We start from the raw sequence: 17,927 nt of genomic DNA, 5'->3' as shown, positions 1-17,927 counted from the left end.
CAGGGCGCAGCCCTGCCGAAACCCTACTTCACCCGACGGCCCGCGCGGTCGATGCGGAACCACTCTCCGCCTTTCATCGGCGTGTGGCCGTCGGCATCCGGCATGCCACGCCGGCACCCGTTGCAGACCTCGGCCACGCCATCCTGGAACGGCCAGGCGAAATCGAAGGTGCCCGGCACCACCTGGCGGAATTCCAGATCGAAGTAGCTCACGCGATTGCCGACGCGGCCGCGCAGCAGGCCTTCCTGCGGCGTTTCCGGGCCGTTGTCCCAGGTAAGCACCGGCAGGCTGTGGCCCGTGCGGTCGACGTAGTGGAAGCCCTGGTCGGCATACACCACGGCCAGGCCGTGGTCGTCGTAGTTCAGGTCCTTCAGCGTATCGGCGCTGATCTTCAGCCGGTGATCGACCACCTCGCAGTTGGGGAGCGGCCACAACCCGTGTTCGTCGGTCAGCAGCTTGCATGCCGGTGCCTGTGCCTGTGCATTGGCACTGACCAGCACGCCAAGCATTGCCAGCGACCGCGCAAAGCGGCCGCTGGCAGGGGCAGGGCGGGCCTGCCGCGCGATCACTTGGCCTCGGCCTTGCGTTCGAAGGCCGTCGGTGCCGGCAACTGCACAGGGACGCCCTTGTCATCGCAGGTGCCGGCCTGGCACAGGCGCTCGCGCAGGGCTGGGGTGGCCTGCACGATCATGTGGTAGATCGCGTTCTGTTCCAGCGTGCCGCGGATCGCCTTGCTGCCCGGGCCACGTGCCCAGATGCCGACGTCCTCACCACCATGCGATTCGGACTTCATCGGCACCAGCGCTTCCTGCATGTAGTCCGGATGCTCGGTGTCGACCTCGCGCAGGTTCGGGCGACCGTTGGCCGGTTCGAAGCTGCTTGGGTTGTGCGGGTAGCGCTTCGGCCCGGCCGGCTGCTGGTTGCTGCTGCCGGTGTGGCCTGGGCCGTTGGCGTAGCTCAGCGTGGTGTACGGCTGGCCGGTACCGTCCAGGGCGTAGTCCAGCTTGCCGGCGCCGTCTTCACCGCCCTTGTCCTTCACCTTGCCCAGGATCGGGTTGCCGCGTGCCGGGTAGCCGACGAAGTTCAGCGTGTGCGAGTGGTCGGCGGTGACGATGATCAGGGTGTCGTCGGCCGAGGTCAGCTCGTTGGCCACGCGCACCGCATCGGACAGCGCCACGGTCTCGGTCAGTGCACGGTAGGCATTGCCGCTGTGGTTGGCGTGGTCGATGCGCGCGCCTTCGATCATCAGTACGTAGCCTTCCGGGTGCCTTGAAAGGTTCTTGATCGCCGCTGCGGTCAGTTCGGCCAGGCTCGGCTCACCGCCCGGATCCTGCGGGCGCTCGTACTCGTAGCGCATGTGGTCCGGTTCGAACAGGCCAAGGATGGCCGGCGCATTGGCGGCCGCGGCCAGCTGCTTGCTGTTCCAGACATAGGCACCCTGCGGATGCGCCTGCTGCCATTCCTGGACCAGGCTGCGGCCGTCCAGGCGCTGGCCGACCTTGTCGTCGTATTCCGGGTCGCGCTCTTCCACGGTGGTGAACTCACCACGGCCGCCACCAAGGGCGACAAGCGGGCCGCGCCCATAGCGCGAGGTCGACAGCAGCTGCTGGGCGATGTCCTTGCAGCCGGCCGCCTTGGCCGCTTCAGTCAGGTCGGTGTCGTTTTCCCAGTTGCGCTCGGGCGAGTGCGCGTAGGTGGCAGCCGGGGTGGCATGGGTCAGGCGTGCGGTGGAGACCACGCCGGTGGCCAGGCCGGCGCTGTCGGCCAGCTGCAGCCAGGTCAGCAGGCCCTTGGACAGGCTGTCGGCACAGTCGGTGCGGCTTCCGGCACTGACGCCGATCGCGCCCATGTGGGTCTTCACGCCGGTGGTGATGGCGGTCATGGTGCCGGCCGAATCAGGCGTCTGCGAATCGGTGTTGTAGGTCTTGCTGAACGCCGTGGCCGGGAAGCGTTCCCAGGACAGCAGGTTCTCCTCGCCGGAGCCGCCCTTGCGCTGGCCCTCGTAGATGCGCGAGGCGGCCACGGTGGTCAGGCTCATGCCGTCACCGAGGAACAGGATGACGTTCTTGGCCTTGCCGGACATCGCACCATTGGCCGCAGCCTGGGCGGCCCCGCTGCGGTACCACCACTGCGGGGTCTCGCCGGCCGGATGGGCGACGGGATCGACGGTGACCTTCAGGCCGGCCGGGGCGGACGCGGGGGCGGAGCTGGCGCAGGCGCCCAGCAGAAGGGTGGTGGCGCAGGCGGCCAACAGGGAGACGGAACGACGCATGGACGCTGGGATCTCACAAACTGTAACGGGACATTCATTATGCCCGCCCCAGCAAGGCACGCCGATGACACACTGATTTGCCGGCCGGGCGGTCGTTCTGCGGGCTGCCTTGGGCTATCGTGCCAGCATCCCTTCCTTCCCTCTGGATTGCCTATGACGCTGGTCTCTGCCTGGCTGCGGATTCCGTTCTGGCAGCGCGTGGTCGGTGGCTTCGTGCTCGGCGCGCTGGCCGGCTGGGCGCTCGGCCCCGCCGCGGAAACGTGGTTCGGCCCGCTCGGCGAGCTGTACGTCACCCTGATCAAGATGATCGCCGTGCCACTGGTGTTCTTCGCGGTCATCAACGCGATCTCGTCGCTGCACGGGCAGAAGTCCGTGGCCGCGCTCAGTGGGCGCACCTTCCTGTGGTTCGTGATTACCGCTGCGCTGGCAGTGTGTGTCGGCCTGGCCGTGGGTACGGTGCTGCAGCCCGGCGCGGGTGGCCTGCAGTTGTCGATGGCCAGCAACTACGTGCCGCGCGAAGTGCCCAGCGTGGTGCAGGTGCTGCTGGACGTGGTGCCTGCCAATGTCTTCTATGCGCTGTCCGGCATCGGCACCAAGGTCAACGCGGCCGGTGAGACCGTGCTGGCTGCGGGTCGCGGCTCGATCCTGCCGGTGATCTTCTTCGCCGGCCTGGTGGGCTTTGCCATCGTCAAGCTGGGCGAGAAGGTGACCGAGGCGCGCAAGCTGGTTGGCCAGATGAGCGACATCATGATCCAGGTGACCCGCTTCGTGCTGGAAGTCACCCCGATCGGCACCTTCGGCCTGATCGCAGGCCTGGTCGGCAGCTATGGGTTCGAGAAGCTGCTGCCGCTGGGCCATTTCGTGCTGGCGTTGTACGTGGCCTGTGCGCTGCACATCGTGGTGGTCTACAGCGCGCTGCTGCTGGCGCACGGCCTGAACCCGCTGAAGTTCTTCCGTGGCGCCGCACCGGGCATGCAGGTTGCGTTCGTCAGCTCGTCCAGCTTCGCTGCGATGCCGGTGGCGCTGCGTTCGATCACCCACAACCTGGGCGTGAACAAGGACTACGGTTCGTTCGCGGTGCCGCTGGGCGCCAGCATCAAGATGGACGGCTGCGGCGCGATCTATCCGGCGCTGTGCGCGGTGTTCATTTCGCAGTACAGCGGCGTGCCGCTGACCCCGGAGCAGTACGTGGTGGTGCTGATCGCCTCGGTGCTGGGCAGCTTCGGCACCGCCGGCGTGCCGGGTACTGCGGTGATCATGGCCACGGTGGTGCTGAGCGCAGCCAATCTGCCGCTGGAGACCATCGGCTACCTGTATGCCATCGACCGCATCCTGGACATGATGCGCACGATGACGAATGTGACCGGCCAGATGCTGGTGCCGGTGCTCGTGGCCAAGGAGACCGGGTTGCTCGACCAGGCGGTGTATGACAATCCGTCCAGCAATGTGGGCGTGGACGATCCTGACCCGACACCGCCACGCGCCTAAGGTTGCGTGGAGATGAAAGGCCCGCCCTGACCCGGCGGGCCTTTTGTTTGGGAGCTGGTTGGCGCGGTGGCGGCCAAGGCGGGTCCTGGTAGATCCACGCCATGCGTGGATGGAGGCAGTGCCGACCAACGGTCGGCACCCACCAGGGCAGGCGGCGCGATGCCGACCAAGGTCGGCACCTACCGGGGGCGCAAACAAAAAAGCCGCTGCGGGGCAGCGGCTTTTTGTCTTTCAGGCGGCGCCGTAGCGCCAGCGGGTCAGAGGTCGACCCGGCGGGCCTGCATGAACTTGTTGCCCCAGTAGCCACTGAGCAGGGTGTCCACGCGGACGTCCTTGCCGGAGCTCGGTGCGTGCAGGAAGCGGCCGTCGCCGACATAGATGCCGACGTGGTCGACGCGGCCCTTGCGGCCGAAGAACACCAGGTCACCTGCGGCCAGCGCGGTGCGGTCGTTGATCAGTTCGGCGTTGTCATCGTGGGCCATCTCGCGCGAGACGCGCGGCAGCTCGATGCCCAGGGCCGAACGGAACACATAACCGACCAGGCCGCTGCAGTCGAAACCGCTGTCCGGGTTGCTGCCACCCCAACGGTACGGGGTGCCCAGCAGGGTCATCGCGCGGCGCAGCAGCGACTGCACCTTGCCGTTGTCGGCGGCGGTACCGACAACGCTGCCATTGGCGGCGCTGCTGGTGTCGTAATTGGCGAGCAGGCGGCTGAGGTCGCCGGCCACCACGGCCGAGCGGTCCATCAGCGGAATGGTGTCGTTGGCGGCCAGGTGCGGCAGCAGGGCGGCCAGCGTGGCGCTGGCGGCGGCATCGACGCGGCTGCGCTGCGGAGCGGCAGCCTCGGCCTTGGCGGCCGGTCGGGCGGCGCTCTCGGCCACCGGGGCCGGGGGCACATCGGAACGGTTCGGAGCGGTCTGCGACCAGGCCGGAAGGCTGGTCAGGCACAGTGCCAGGCCAAGCAACAACGGGCGGGCACTGCGTGAAGATACGGAAGTCTGGCCTTCGCTTTTCAGGTCGTCAGTCGTCACGCGTCGGTCACAGGAAAAAAACGATGGGGCATCATGCCCTGTAAAAGCGCCGATAAGTTAAAAATTCCGTTAGTAAAACGTTATTGCGGTAGTGATTTCCGTCGCAGTTTTGAACATATCGCCTGTTCATTTTAGCGAAGGACGCGTTTCGCCCCCGTGTAGTGGTCTTTCCAATAGGGGCCGCTGAGCGAGTCGAGGCGTACCGTTCCGCCGGTACTCGGCGCGTGCACGAAACGCCCCTCACCTACATAGATGCCGACATGGGTGACGCTGCCTCGGCTGCCGAAGAACACCAGATCGCCGGTGGCCAGGCGCTGCGGATCGATCTTCGGGCCCTGTACCGCGGCCAGGTCGCGCGAGGTGCGCGGCAGTCGCAGGTCCAGCATTTCCCGATAGACATAGGCGACCAGGCCGCTGCAGTCGAAGCCCGAATCCGGGGTATTGCCGCCATAGCGGTAGGGCGTGCCGACCAGGCTGATGGCCCGCATCAGCACCGAGTTGGCGGCCTCGGGGTTGTCCGGCACGGTCTTCGGCCAGTTCGCCGTCGGCGGCGGCGGCGCCGGGCGGGTGGCCTTGCCGCCTCCACAGGCGGTCATCAACACGGGCAGGGCCAGCAGCAGGGCCGGGGCGAGAAACCGGCGCGGGCCGGACGAAACTGGCGTGATGTGCATGATCTCCGGATAATGCGCCACCTTGGATTGGCCGTCATGATGGCGGCGTCCCCGCCGGGCGACAACCCGCCCCAACCCGCCTGCCTCCGGCAGATCCAGACAGAGTTGCGCATGAAGATCGAAAAAGACCGCGTTGTCCGCTTCCACTACACCGTTTCCGAAGTCGGCCAGGAGCCGATCGAGTCGTCCAAGGACCGCGGCGAGCCGCTGGCGATCCTGATCGGCCACGGCAACATCATCCCGGGCCTGGAAAACGCCATGATGGACAAGGAAGCCGGCGCGACCTTCAACGTCGACGTCAAGGCGGCCGATGCCTACGGCGAGCGTCGTGAAGGCCTGTCCCAGCGCGTGCCGAAGAAGCACTTCGGCAACACCAAGCTGGCCCCGGGCCAGCAGGTCGTGCTGCAGACCAACTTCGGCCCGCGTGCGGTGACCGTGCAGAAGGTCGGCATGAGCGTCGTCGACGTCGACCTGAACCACCCGATGGCTGGCAAGGACCTGCACTTCGACGTCGAGATCGTCGACGTGCGCGAAGCCGGCAAGGAAGAGATCGACCACGGCCACGTCCACGGCGACGGTGGTCACCAGCACTGATCGCAGCGCGATCGTGATGGATGCAGCGGCCCGCTTCGGCGGGCCGTTGCGTTTCTGGAACACGGCGCGGCCATCCATGGCGTACGGGCCGGCGGCATAATGGCGGACCTGCCTGACGGACGCCCCGTGAACGCCGCTTCTCCTTCCCTGCAGCCGGTCGCTTCCGGCGAACGCATCGCCGTGCTGGACGTGCTGCGCGGTGCCGCGCTGCTGGGCATCCTGCTGATGAACATCGAGGCCTTCAGCGGACCGCTGGACCTGGCCTTCACCGGCATCGACGTGCATTGGCAGGGCATCGACTACTGGGCCGATGCCTTTGTATACGTGCTCGTGCAGGGCAAGTTCTTCACCCTGTTCTCGCTGCTGTTCGGCGCCGGCTTCGCGGTGATGGCGCAGCGCGCTGAGGCCGCCGGGCGCGACTTCACCCCGTTCTATCTGCGCCGCAGCGCTGGCTTGCTGCTGATCGGCCTGTGCCACGCGCTGCTGGTCTGGTCCGGCGACATCCTTGTGATGTACGCGTTGGTCTCGTTGCCGTTGCTGGCCTGCCGGGAGGCGCCGCGCAGCTGGCTGCCGTGGATGGGCGTGACCGTCTATCTGGGGGGCGTTGCGCTGATGCTGCTGGTGGGCGCGATGGTGTCGATGGCTTCGACCGAAGAGGTGCGGGGCATGCTTGCCGAGGCGCAGCAGAGCATCGACCTGCAGCGGCAGGTGTACGGGCAGGGCAGCTGGGCGCAGGCCACTGTGCAGCGCCTGAGCGAGTTCGGCACCTCGATGGGCGCGCTGCTGATCACCGGCCCGGAAGTGCTGGGCATGTTCCTGATCGGCAGCTGGTTCGCCGGCAGCGGCGCGTTGGCGACGCCGGAGCGCTTTCCGCGGCTGTACGCGGTGCTGCGTTGGGGGGCACTGCCGCTGGGCCTTGTGGTCACGCTGCTGGGTGTTGCCTGGAAGCCCTATCTGGCGCCGGGTGCCTACGGCCTGCCGGCGACGGCGGCGATGGCGCTGGTGACGATCGGTGGCCTGCCGATGTGCCTGGGTTACCTCGCGTGGATCGTGCATTGGCGTGCGCGGTTGGCCTGGCTGGCACCGGTCGGGCGCATGGCGCTGACCCACTATCTTGGCCAGTCGCTGCTGTGTACCTGGACCTTCTACCAGTATGGCCTGGGCAGGTTCGAGACGATGCCGCGCAGCGTGCAGCTGTTGTTCGCACTGCTGCTGTTTGCCGCGCAGGTGGTCTTCTCGCACCTGTGGCTGCGCCATTTCCGCTTCGGCCCGATCGAGTGGATATGGCGTGCGATGACCTATCGGCAGTGGCCATCGATGCGGCGCGGGACGGAGCAGGGGTGAGCGATGGGCACGCATGCGCTGTGCCGATCGGCCGCGCGCCCGCGCATCCTCACGTCTGGCTTGCAGCGGGGCATGGCATGCTCGGCATCAGCATGAGCGCCGGCACCGGCCAGCTGATCGCCGATCTCGTCTGCGGCCGCACGCCAGCGATCGATCCTGCCCCTTACCGACCCGAGCGATTCCGATGAGCACTGCACCTTATGATTACGACCTGATCGTCCTTGGCGGCGGCTCCGCCGGCCTGGCCGGCGCCATCCGCGCAGCACAGCATGGCAAGCGCGTGGCGATGCTGGAACCGGGCGAACTGGGCGGAACCTGTGTCAACGTTGGTTGCGTGCCGAAGAAGGCGATGTGGCTGGCGGCCGACCTGCACGAGCGCATCGGCCTGGCCAATGCGATGGGCTTCGATGTCGAGGCACGCCCGGCGCTGTCGTGGAAGGAGCTGGTGATCCATCGCCAGGCCTACATCACCAACATCCACACCAGCTACCGCAAGCGCCTGGATGAAACCGGCGTGGTGCGCATCCCTGCGCGCGGCCGTCTGCTCGATGCGCATACCGTGGCCTGCAGTGACGGCGTGCATTACAGCGCCGAGCACATCCTGATCGCCACCGGCGCGCATCCGCTGCGCCCGGATATTCCCGGCGCTGAACTGGGCCTGGTTTCCGATGACTTCTTCGATCTGCGTGCGGCACCGGCCGAGGTGGCGATCATCGGTGGCGGTTACATCGCGGTGGAGCTGGCCGGCCTGCTGCAGGCACTGGGCAGCAAGGTCAGCCTGCTGGTGCGCGGCCAGCGGCTGCTGGATCGCTTCGATTACGAGCTGACCGATCAGCTGGCCGAGAACCTGAAGCAGCAGGGCGTGCGCATCCATTTCGGCTATCGCCTGCGCGAACTGCAGCGCGATGGCGAACGCGTCCGTGCGTTCGGTCATGATGGCCCGCTCGACAGCGTGTTCGATGCAGTGTTCTTCGCCACCGGCCGCCGTGGCAACAGTCGCGACCTGGGCCTGGAAGAGCTGGGCATCGGCATCGGCGAGCACCAGCAGGTGGAGGTGGACGAATGGCAGACCACCTCTGTGCCGAGCGTGCACGCGGTCGGCGACATCGCTGGCAAGGTCGGCCTGACCCCGGTGGCGGTGGCCGCTTCACGGCGGCTGATGGACCGCCTGTTCGGTGGACGTCCGCAATCGAAGATGGATTACGAGAACGTGGCCAGCGTGGTGTTCTCGCATCCGCCGCTGGGTGCAGTGGGCATGAGCGAAGAGGAAGCGCGCGCGCGTTTTGACCAGGTGAGCGTTTACCACAGCCGTTTCCGCCCGATGCTGCAGGCGCTGGCCAACGGCACCCAGCGCAGCCTGTTCAAGATGGTCTGCGCGGGCCCGGAGGAGCGCGTGGTGGGTATCCACCTGCTGGGCGAAGCGGCCGACGAGATCCTGCAGGGCTTCGCGGTGGCGGTGAAGATGGGCGCGACCAAGGCCCAGTTCGACGACACCGTGGCGATCCACCCGACCTCGGCCGAGGAAGTGGTGCTGATGCGCTGACCTGGGGCGGTTGTAGCGCCGAGCCTATGCTCGGCTGCTTTTCGCCCCGCCTTGGCGGAGTCGGGCGCGGGCTCGACGCTACAGGACAGCAGGCGCCCCCATGCGACAATGGACGCCCCCACGTCTTACCGGGCCGCTCTGCGCGGCCCGCCGTCGTCCTGATGTCCACTCCCGCTTCCCGCATCGCTACGGCTTCCCCCCGCATCGCGCTGGGGGGTATCGGCCTGGCCGCGATCGGCGCCATCGCCGCCTCCGGCAAGGCCATCATTGTCAAGCTCGGCCTGCGTCATGGCGTCGATGCCACCTCGCTGCTCGCCCTGCGCATGCTGATGGCGCTGCCGCTGTTCGTGCTGATGGCACTGTGGGCTGCGCGCCGGGCAGAGCCGCTGTCCTGGGCCGACCGCGCCCGCGTGCTGTGGCTGGGCTTCACCGGCTACTACCTGTCCAGCCTGCTCGATTTCCAGGGCCTGCAGTACATCAGCGTGACCCTGGAGCGGCTGATTCTTTACTTGAACCCGACCCTGGTGCTGCTGATCAACGTGCTGCTGGCACGGCAGCGGCCGGGCCGCTGGCAGATCGGCGCGCTGGTGCTGAGCTATCTGGGCGTGCTGCTGGCCTTTGGTCACGATCTGCAGCGCGAAGGTGGGCAGATCATCGTCGGCAGCCTGCTGGTGCTGGGCAGTGCGCTCAGCTACGCGCTGTACCTGTTCGGCAGCGGGCAGGTGGTGGCACGCATCGGCGCGGTGCGGCTGACCGCCTACGCCAGCTGCGTGGCCAGCGTGCTGGTGCTGCTGCACTTCGCGGTGACCCATCCGCTGCCACTGCTGTGGCAGGCACCGGCACCGGTACAGTGGTTGTCGCTGGTCAACGCCACCGTGTGCACGGTGCTGCCGGTGCTGGCGATCATGCTGGCGGTGCAGCGCGTGGGTTCGTCGCTGGCCGCGCAGGTCGGTATGCTGGGCCCTGTTTCCACCATCGTGATGAGCCTATGGCTGCTCGACGAACCGATGGGGCCGGCACAGATCGCCGGCACCGTGCTGGTGCTGATCGGCGTTCTGCTGGTGACCCGCCTGCGGCGCTGACGCCGGAGCAGGCGCGTGCGCGCATTCTGGCGGTGATCCGCGCGATCCCGGCGGGGCAGGTGATGGGCTACGGCCAGGTGGCGATGCGCGCGGGCCTGCCCGGGCGTGCGCGCCTGACCGCGCGCATCCTGGGCCAGAACGACGACCCGGACCTGCCCTGGCACCGCGTGCTGCGCTCGGATGGGCGCATCGCCATGGAAGAAGGGTCGGCGGGCTGGCGCGAGCAGTCGCAGCGGCTGCGTGCCGAGGGCGTGGTGGTTGAGAACGGCCGGGTGCGGATGCCCACGACCGATCCGGCGGTTGCGCTGGATGCTGCCGTTTGGGGCCCGGGCTGAGCATCGCTGGCGACTGAACAGGCCGGACCTGCCGGTCGCCAACAAGGCGCGGTGCTGCGGCTATGATGGAGGCCGTTCCATGCCGGTGCTCCCATGTTCCCGCGTCTGCCAACCGTCACCAAGGCCCTGCTGATCGCCAACGCGATCCTGTTCCTGCTGCAGCAGCCGTTCCTGCTCGGCATGCAGACCTTCGAGCCGTTCATGCTGCAACCGCTGCAGCAAGGCTTCGATGCGTTCTCGCCGGGCGGCAACTTCCAGCCCTGGCAGCTGCTGACTTACGGTTTCCTGCATGGCAGCTTCATGCATCTGTTCTTCAACATGCTGGCGGTCTTCATGTTCGGCGCGCCGCTGGAGCAGACCTGGGGCGAAAAGCGCTTCCTGCTGTATTACCTGGTCTGCGTGGCCGGTGCCGGTGTCTGCCAGCTGCTGGTGGGTACGCTGCTGGAGAACCCGGCCACGGTGCTGGGGGCCTCTGGCGGCGTGTTCGGCCTGCTGCTGGCCTACGGCATGCTGTTCCCGAACCAGCGGGTGATGCTGCTGTTCCCGCCGATCCCGATGAAGGCGCGTACCTTCGTGATCCTGTTCGGCGTGGGCGAACTGGTGCTGGGCATGACCGGCTTGCAGCCGGGCGTGGCCCACTTCGCGCACCTCGGCGGCATGCTGTTCGGCTGGTTGCTGATCCGTTACTGGCGAGGGCAGCCGCCGTTCAACAAGCGCCGACCGCCCGGCCCACCGAAGCGCCCGAACCATCTGCGCAGCGTCAAATGATCCGAAGGATCATTTGACGCTGTAGGTGCCGACCGTTGGTCGGCACGCCTTCTCCCACGCGGGTAGGTGCCAACCTTGGGTGGCACGCCTTCAGAGATCCTGCAACACCACCTGCGCCGCATTGTGACCTGGCGCGCCGGTCACGCCGCCCCCGGGATGTGTTCCCGACCCGCACAGATACAGGCCGGGCAGGGCACCACGATAGCCAGCCTGGCCAACCATCGGCCGTGCCGAGAACAACTGGTTGGCACTGAGCGCTCCGTGGAAGATGTCGCCGCCGATCAAGCCGAAGGTGCGCTCCAGATCCAGCGGTGACAGCACCTGGCGGCCCAGTACGCTGCCAGCGAAACCCGGCGCATACCGTTCAACGGTGGCGATCATCAGATCGGCCACCGTTTCACGATGATCATCCCAGTGACGCCCACCGGGCAGCACGGGCGCCACGTGCTGGCAGAACAGGCTGGCCACATGCTGCCCGGGCGGCGCCAGCGAATCGTCCAGCGTGCTGGGAATGAGCATTTCCACGATCGGTTCGCGTGACCAGCCATTGCGACGCGCATCCAGCCAGGCACGGTCCATGTAATCCAGGCTGGGGGCCATGATGATCCCGGCGCTGAGGTGATCGCCGGGACCGGGCAGAGCGCGGAAGTCCGGCAGCTGCGACAGCGCGACATTCATCCGGAACGTGCCCGAACCGCAGCGCCAGTTCGCCATGCGTTCGCGCGTTGCGTCCGGTACCTGCTCCGGTGCCAGCATCTGCTCGTACAGCAGCTTTGGATTGACGTTGGCGATCATCGCGCGTGCGCGCAGGATTTCGCCGTTGGCCAGCGCCACGCCCACGACACGACCCTGCTCGATCAGCAGGCGTTGCACACCGGCATCCACGCGCAGCTCAGCCCCGGCCTCCCGCGCGGCAGTGGCGATGGCCTGGCTGATCGCGCCCATGCCACCGATCGCATGGCCCCACGCACCTTTCATGCCATTGCACTGGCCGAACACGTGGTGCAGCAGTACGTAGGCACTGCCCGGTGTATAGGGGCTTGCGTAGTTGCCGACGATGCCATCGAAGCCGAACAGCGCCTTGATCGGTTCGCTTTCGAACCAGCGATTCAGATACTCGGCTGCCGACAGCGTGAACAGGTCCAGCAGCTCCTGCCGCAGCGAGGCATCCAGCGTGGCCAGTTCACGACCAAGACGACCCATCTGCCACAGCGCAGGCAACGCGCGCCAACCACCCGCAACGCCGGCATCCGGTGGCGTGCGCAGGGCCCACGCGCGCAGCACATCGGCGAAGATCTCCAGGCGCGCTTCGTATTCGGGTAGCCGCTGCGCATCCCGCTCGGAGAACTTCGCGACCTCGGCCTGGGTGCGGCCCGGTGCGGACAGCAGGTAGCGGCCGTCCGGCAATGGCAGGAAGTTGTTGGCCGGGCGATTGACGATGCGCAGCCCATGCGCATGCAGCTGCAGGTCGTCGATCACCTTCGGCTGCAGCAATGACACCGTGTAGGACGCCACCGAGTTGCGGAACCCGGGGTGGAATTCCTCGGTGACTGCCGCGCCGCCGAGAACGCCACGACGTTCCAGCACCAGCACCTTCTTGCCAGCGCGTGCGAGATAGGCCGCGCAGACCAGGCCGTTGTGGCCGCCACCGATGATGATCGCATCCCAGGACATCAGCACCTCGGAAAAAGGGGACGGAGGGAATTAAGTCGCAATCCGCATCTGCGCACAGGGGGGAAGAAACGACTTAATCCCCTCCGTCCCCTTTTTTGATTGCCGCTTCGATGGTGGCGATGTCGATCTTCTTCATCGGCATCATCGCGTTGAAGGCGCGCTTGGCCAGTGCCTTGTCCTGGCTGGTCACCGCTTCGATCAGCATGCGTGGGCTGATCTGCCAGGAAACGCCCCATCGGTCCCTGCACCAACCGCACTGGCTCTCCTGCCCGCCGTTGCTGACGATGGCGTCCCACAAGCGGTCAGTCTCGGCCTGGTCCTCGGTCTGGATCTGGAAGGAGAAGGCTTCGCTGTGCTTGAACGCGGTGCCGCCGTTGAGGCCGACGCAGGGGATGCCGCAGACCGTGAATTCGACGGTCAGTATGTTGCCCTCCCTGCCGTCCGGGTAGTCGCCCGGGGCGTGGTGGACAGCGGTCACCGCGCTGTCGGGAAAGGTGTTGGCATAGAAGGTGGCGGCCTCGAGCGCGCCGTTGTCGTACCAGATACAGATCGTGTTCTTGTGTGCCATGTCCGGCTCCACGTTGGACGAAGCCGCAGCGATAGCACGCGCAGTGTTAACCCGGGATCGTGCTGCACCCGCAAAAAAAGAGCGCCCGAAGGCGCCCTTTGTACTAACAGTGCGGCCGCGGGCTCAGCGCCAGACCTTGATCTGGTCGGCTTCGCTGCGCTGCATCGGCTGCCCGGCCTTGCAACTGAAGGTGGCACCGAACGCCGGCAGGTTGGCCAGCGTGCCGTTGCTGCGCCACAGGCCCGGTGCGCGGATGTCGGCAGTCAGGCGGCGCGCGGCCTCGTTCGGCGACAGCTGCTGTGCCCACAGCGTCGACCAGGCGCGGAAGAAGCCCTGCTGCTGTGCCTGCTTGGCCTTCGGCTCCTGCGCGGCATACGCCGCCCATGCCAGTTCCAGGCCGGCGATGTCGGCCAGGTTTTCTTCCTGGGTGAGCGTGCCGTTGACCTTGGCACCCTTCACGCCCGGGAAGTCGTAGGCGCTGTACTGCGCGGCCACGCGATTGCCGAGCAGGGTCCAGGCGGTCTTGTCGGCCGGGGTCCACCAGCTGCGCAGCTCACCCTTGGCATCGACCAGAGCGCCCTTGGCATCGATCGCACGGGTCAGCTCGTGGCCGACCAGGCCCCCGAAGCTGCCGAACTTGTCGGCGGCGTCGGCCTTGGCGTTGAACACCGGGCCCTGCAGGATCGCGGCGGTGACGATCAGGCGGTTCTGCGCCAGGTCGTAGGCCAGCGACGGCTGCTGCGGCAGCACGTCCCAGCGGCGGTCGGCATTGCCCTTGCCGATGCGCTTCATTTCCTCGCGGTGGCGCCAGGTCGATGCAATCAGCATGTTGCCACCAAACGAGCCGCGCCCCATCGGCTGCACGCTGTAGTCCAGGTCGCGCAGTGGAGTGCCGATCTCGATCTTCAGCGCAGCCAGCTTGGCCTGCGCTTCGGTCTTGGCTTCGGCACTCATCCAGCTGCTGTTCTTTACCGCCTCGATCTGTACTTCGCGCACCTTGTCGACGATCCATGCGGCCTGGCGACGATCTTCGGCCGACAGGTAGCGGGCGGCGTACTCGCGGCCGACCATCGGGCCGGCGGCCACATTGATTGCATCCAGCACGGATTCCCAGCGCTGCGGCGGCAGGGTCTGGCCACGCAGCACACGGCCGCGGAATTCGAACTCGGCGTCGCGGTAGGCCTTGGACAGGTACGGCGCCATCGAATCGCCCACGCGCCAGCGCAGGTAGGCTTTCCACTGGTCCGGCTTGAGCTTGGTGACCATGCCATCGAGCTGCTTGAACAGCCCCGGATCGGCCAGCGAGACCAGGTCGTCATCCACGCCCTGTGCCTTCAGGAAAGCGTCCAGCTGCAGATTGCGGTAGCGGCTGTTGAGCTCCTTGGTGGAGATCGGCGCGTAGTTGTTGAACGGGTTGTTGATGCCGGCCAGCGACTGCGCGTTGCGCGCCAGCTCGGTCTCCAGCGCGATCACCGCCTGTGATTCGGCATCCAGCTTGGCCGCCGGGGTGCCGGTCAGCGCCAGGATCTGCTTGACGTAGTTGCGGTAGCGGCCCATCAGCGCCACGGTGTCGGCGTCGGTGCGGGTATAGAACGCAGGATCCGGCAGGCCCATGCCGCCCTGCATGAAGTAACCGATGTGGCGGTCCAGTGCCTTCAGGTCGACGTCGGGGCCGAAGTTGAAGGCGACCGGGATGCCCACCTGGTGCAGCGCGGCGATCGACGCCGGCACATCCTTGGCCTTCTTGATGGCGTTGATGCGGGTCAGCAGCGGGGCGATCGGATTGGAACCGTCCGCCTCCACGGCGGCTTCGTCAAGGCCACTGGCCCAGAAGTCACCCAGCAGCTTCTGCACATTGCCCTGCGGCGACTTCATCGCGGCGTCGAGCAGGTCGCGCTGCTGCTGGCGGCTGCGGTCGACCAGCTGGCCGAGCGCGGTAGTGGCACCGGTCTGCGGCACCGGGTTGGCCTTCAGCCAGCCTGCATTGGTGGCGTCGTAGAAGTCGCTGCACTGGGCGCTGACGGCCGGGGCGCGTGCGGCCTTCTTCTTGGCGGCGGCAAACGCATCGTGGGTCGGGACCAGAGTCGCCAGGCTGATGCCCAGGGCGATGGCAAGCGGACGGAAGTTGGGCATGTGGAACGAATCCGTGATGGATTGAGGGCGCGCGCACTATAGCAAGCCGGGCATGGGCGCGGCATGCACGCATCACGGTGGCTCCGCCGAGCCGTGCGCCGACCAAGGTCGGCATCTACCAACGGCGTGGGCCATGCGTGGATGACGGGCGCTGTGAACAACAAAGGCCCGGGAATTCCCGGGCCTCTGCAGGTACGCCGCAACGTCAGCCGTGGGTTACCAGATCACCACCTGCTGCTCGCCGCTGCGGGCCATCGGCGAACCGGCCTTGCACTGGAACGCGGCGGCGAAGGTCGGCAGGTTCGACGGCGCACCCATGGCGCGGAACTGCGCCGGGGCGTGCGGGTCGGTGGCCAGGCGGACCTTGGCGTTTTCCGGGGTGTACTTGGTGCGCCACACGGTGGCCCAGTTGAAGAAGAAGCGCTGGTCGCGGGTAAAGCCATCGACCTTTGCATCTTCCTTGCCGGCGGAGGCCTTCTGCAGGGCGTCGTAGGCGGTGGCCAGGCCACCCAGGTCGGCGATGTTCTCGCCCAGGGTCAGGTGGCCGTTCACCGCCTGGCCGTCGACCTTGTACTGGTCGAACTGCTTGACCAGCTTGCCGGTGAGGCCTTCGAAGTTCTTCTTGTCGGCCGGGGTCCACCAGTCTTCCATGTTGCCGGTCGGCCCGAAGCGTGCACCCTGGTCGTCGTAACCGTGGGTCATTTCATGGCCGATCACCGCACCGATGCCGCCGTAGTTCAGCGCATCGTCGGCCTTCGGATCGAAGAACGGCGGCTGCAGGATGGCGGCCGGGAATACGATCTCGTTCTGCAGCGGGTTGTAGTAGGCGTTGACGGTCTGCGGGGTCATGCCCCACTCGGTCTTGTCCACCGGCTTGCCGATCTTGGACAGGTTGAACTTGTAGTTGAACTCGTTGGCCGCGCGCACGTTGCCCAGGAAGCTGTCGCGCTGGGTCTGCAGGCCCGACCAGTCGCGCCACTTGTCCGGGTAACCGATCTTCGGGGTGAAGGTCTCCCACTTGGCGATGGCCTTGGCCTTGGTTTCCTCGCTCATCCAGCTCAGGCCCTGGATGCGGTCCTTCAGCGCGGCGGCCAGGTTCTTCACCAGTTCTTCCATCTTCGCCTTGGCTTCCGGCGAGAAGGCAACCTTCACGTACAGCTGGCCGAAGGCTTCACCGGCATCATTCTCGATGGTGCCCAGCACGCGCTTCCAGCGCGGCTTCTGTTCCTTCTGGCCGTTGAGGGTCTTGCCGTAGAACTCGTAGTTCTCCTGCACGAAGGCGTCAGCCAGGTACGGCGAGGCACTGTCCACGGTGTGGAAGCGCAGGTAGGCGCGCCACACCGACGGGTCGGTATCGCCCAGCGCCTTGCTCACTTCCTCATGGAAAGCCGGCATGGCCAGCGAGAACTTCTCCGGTGCGGCCACGCCCTGCGACTTGAAGAACTCGGTCCAGCTGAAGTTCGGGGTCAGCTTGTCGGCGTCGGCCAGGGTGACCGGGTTGTAGTACAGCTCGACGTTGCGCGACAGCTCGACGCGCGACTTGGAGGCCTTGGCCAGGCGGGTTTCGAACTTGACCACGTCCTCGGCCTGCTTGGCCGCGTCGGCCGCGGCGACGCCGGACAGCTCCAGCACCTTGGCGACGTGCGCCTGGTAGGCCTTCAGCTTGTCGGCGTTCTTGGCATCGGTGTAATAGGTGGTATCCGGCAGGCCCAGGCCGCCCTGGCTGGCGTAGGCCATGTTCATGGTCGAGTTCTTGAAGTCCGCTTCGGCGCCGAAGCCGAACAGGACGTTGTCACCCTTGGCGGCGCTGGTGCGCAGGTAGTTGGCGATCGCCGCCTTGTCCTGCAGGCCGTCGATCGCCGCCAGGTCGGCCTTCAGCGGCTCGATGCCCTGCGCGTTGATCTTCGCTTCGTCCATGCCGGTCGCCCACAGGTCGCCGACGATCTTCTCGATGTGGTTCGGGTTCTTGACCTGCGCGACCTGTTCGGCCAGCTGGTGCTGCACGGCCACCGAGCGCTCGTCGAGGATGGTGAACGCGCCCCAGCTGGTGCGGTCGCCCGGGATTTCATTGGCGGCCAGCCACTTGCTGTTGACGTAGTCGCCAAAGGCGGTGCAGGCGTCCTTGGTGGTGTCCAGGTCGCTCGGCTGGAAGGCGTTGTAGGCCGGCAGCTTGCTCTCGTCCAGCTTATAGGTAGTGGCTTCGGCGGTGGCCGGGGCGGAGGCGGCGGCGTCCTTGGCCGGGGTTTCAGTCTTGCCGCAGCCGACCAGCGCGGCCGAAACGGCCAGGGTCAGCAGCACGATCTTGGGAGTACGGGTCACTTGAATGGCCTCCGGGCCGAGTGAGTCAGGGAGTGGCCGCAGGTGCGACCGTGGGCCGAACGATACGCCGCCGGCCAGACCTGCAAGGGTGTCGAAGGTCATGGT

Annotated in this window: 15 protein-coding genes and 1 pseudogene; 8 read left to right on the top strand and 8 right to left on the bottom strand. The window is 66.8% G+C overall.

Translation table 11 applies throughout. From position 1 onward, the window contains the following. Window positions 1-23: 23 nt before the first annotated feature. Window positions 24-569 (bottom strand): WG repeat-containing protein, encoded by a 546-nt coding sequence (locus ACS0OT_RS14255; protein ID WP_442255868.1) that lies wholly within the window; start codon window positions 567-569, stop codon window positions 24-26. Beyond that, window positions 566-2,272, bottom strand: coding sequence for an alkaline phosphatase (locus ACS0OT_RS14250; protein ID WP_065185496.1), 1,707 nt, complete (start codon window positions 2,270-2,272; stop codon window positions 566-568). Before ACS0OT_RS14250 ends, ACS0OT_RS14255 begins: the two co-directional genes overlap by 4 nt. 153 nt (window positions 2,273-2,425) lie before the next feature. Here ACS0OT_RS14250 and ACS0OT_RS14245 point away from each other — a divergent pair, with 153 nt between their 5' ends. Further along, window positions 2,426-3,760, top strand: coding sequence for a dicarboxylate/amino acid:cation symporter (locus tag ACS0OT_RS14245; RefSeq protein WP_065185497.1), 1,335 nt, complete (start codon window positions 2,426-2,428; stop codon window positions 3,758-3,760). Window positions 3,761-4,017: 257 nt separating this feature from the next. Here the strand turns inward: ACS0OT_RS14245 and ACS0OT_RS14240 are convergent, their stop codons facing one another. Together ACS0OT_RS14240 and ACS0OT_RS14235 are read right to left on the bottom strand one after the other, a co-directional pair. Continuing rightward, on the bottom strand, window positions 4,018-4,791 hold the full coding sequence (locus ACS0OT_RS14240; protein WP_053497133.1) for a C40 family peptidase: 774 nt from the start codon (window positions 4,789-4,791) through the stop codon (window positions 4,018-4,020). 131 nt (window positions 4,792-4,922) lie between these two features. After that, window positions 4,923-5,462, bottom strand: a complete 540-nt coding sequence (locus ACS0OT_RS14235; RefSeq protein ID WP_005418044.1) for a C40 family peptidase — start codon at window positions 5,460-5,462, stop codon at window positions 4,923-4,925. Between the two features lie 111 nt (window positions 5,463-5,573). Here ACS0OT_RS14235 and ACS0OT_RS14230 point away from each other — a divergent pair, with 111 nt between their 5' ends. The 7 genes and pseudogenes from ACS0OT_RS14230 to ACS0OT_RS14200 all read left to right on the top strand — a co-directional run bounded on the left by ACS0OT_RS14230 (window position 5,574) and on the right by ACS0OT_RS14200 (window position 11,128). Beyond that, window positions 5,574-6,056, top strand: a complete 483-nt coding sequence (locus ACS0OT_RS14230) for an FKBP-type peptidyl-prolyl cis-trans isomerase (protein WP_005418041.1) — start codon at window positions 5,574-5,576, stop codon at window positions 6,054-6,056. Between the two features lie 99 nt (window positions 6,057-6,155). Continuing rightward, window positions 6,156-7,400 (top strand): DUF418 domain-containing protein, encoded by a 1,245-nt coding sequence (locus tag ACS0OT_RS14225; protein WP_065185498.1) that lies wholly within the window; start codon window positions 6,156-6,158, stop codon window positions 7,398-7,400. Between the two features lie 26 nt (window positions 7,401-7,426). Continuing rightward, window positions 7,427-7,588 (top strand): annotated as a pseudogene (locus ACS0OT_RS14220) (amino acid dehydrogenase); the annotation flags it as partial. After that, the gene (gene gorA, locus ACS0OT_RS14215; RefSeq protein WP_065185499.1) at window positions 7,585-8,943 is read left to right on the top strand and encodes a glutathione-disulfide reductase; all 1,359 of its coding nucleotides are present in this window, start codon (window positions 7,585-7,587) and stop codon (window positions 8,941-8,943) included. The pseudogene ACS0OT_RS14220 and the gene gorA, both read left to right, overlap by 4 nt. Window positions 8,944-9,104: 161 nt before the next feature. Further along, window positions 9,105-10,025, top strand: coding sequence for a DMT family transporter (locus ACS0OT_RS14210; RefSeq protein WP_005418025.1), 921 nt, complete (start codon window positions 9,105-9,107; stop codon window positions 10,023-10,025). Then, window positions 9,932-10,360, top strand: a complete 429-nt coding sequence (locus tag ACS0OT_RS14205) for an MGMT family protein (RefSeq protein ID WP_425604922.1) — start codon at window positions 9,932-9,934, stop codon at window positions 10,358-10,360. The genes ACS0OT_RS14210 and ACS0OT_RS14205 overlap by 94 nt, the downstream gene beginning before the upstream one ends. Before the next feature lie 93 nt (window positions 10,361-10,453). Beyond that, complete coding sequence (locus tag ACS0OT_RS14200) at window positions 10,454-11,128, top strand: rhomboid family intramembrane serine protease (protein ID WP_065179176.1); 675 nt, start codon at window positions 10,454-10,456, stop codon at window positions 11,126-11,128. A 90-nt stretch (window positions 11,129-11,218) separates the two neighbouring features. On the opposite strand, the gene ACS0OT_RS14195 is transcribed toward ACS0OT_RS14200, so the two are convergent. The 4 genes from ACS0OT_RS14195 to ACS0OT_RS14180 all read right to left on the bottom strand — a co-directional run bounded on the left by ACS0OT_RS14195 (window position 11,219) and on the right by ACS0OT_RS14180 (window position 17,822). Next, the gene (locus tag ACS0OT_RS14195; protein ID WP_442255867.1) at window positions 11,219-12,802 is read right to left on the bottom strand and encodes a phytoene desaturase family protein; all 1,584 of its coding nucleotides are present in this window, start codon (window positions 12,800-12,802) and stop codon (window positions 11,219-11,221) included. Between the two features lie 73 nt (window positions 12,803-12,875). Beyond that, window positions 12,876-13,370, bottom strand: a complete 495-nt coding sequence (locus ACS0OT_RS14190; RefSeq protein WP_139727437.1) for a VOC family protein — start codon at window positions 13,368-13,370, stop codon at window positions 12,876-12,878. Between the two features lie 123 nt (window positions 13,371-13,493). Continuing rightward, the gene (locus ACS0OT_RS14185; protein WP_065185501.1) at window positions 13,494-15,503 is read right to left on the bottom strand and encodes a M13 family metallopeptidase; all 2,010 of its coding nucleotides are present in this window, start codon (window positions 15,501-15,503) and stop codon (window positions 13,494-13,496) included. A 216-nt stretch (window positions 15,504-15,719) separates the two neighbouring features. Continuing rightward, window positions 15,720-17,822, bottom strand: coding sequence for a M13 family metallopeptidase (locus tag ACS0OT_RS14180; RefSeq protein ID WP_065185502.1), 2,103 nt, complete (start codon window positions 17,820-17,822; stop codon window positions 15,720-15,722). Window positions 17,823-17,927 lie beyond the last annotated feature (105 nt).

The organism is Stenotrophomonas maltophilia group sp. RY12688, assembly GCF_052149045.1.
Classification (GTDB): Bacteria; Pseudomonadota; Gammaproteobacteria; order Xanthomonadales; family Xanthomonadaceae; genus Stenotrophomonas; species Stenotrophomonas sepilia.
The sequence above is the reverse complement of the archived record's forward strand: the minus strand, read 5'-3'. Positions and strand labels throughout refer to the sequence as shown.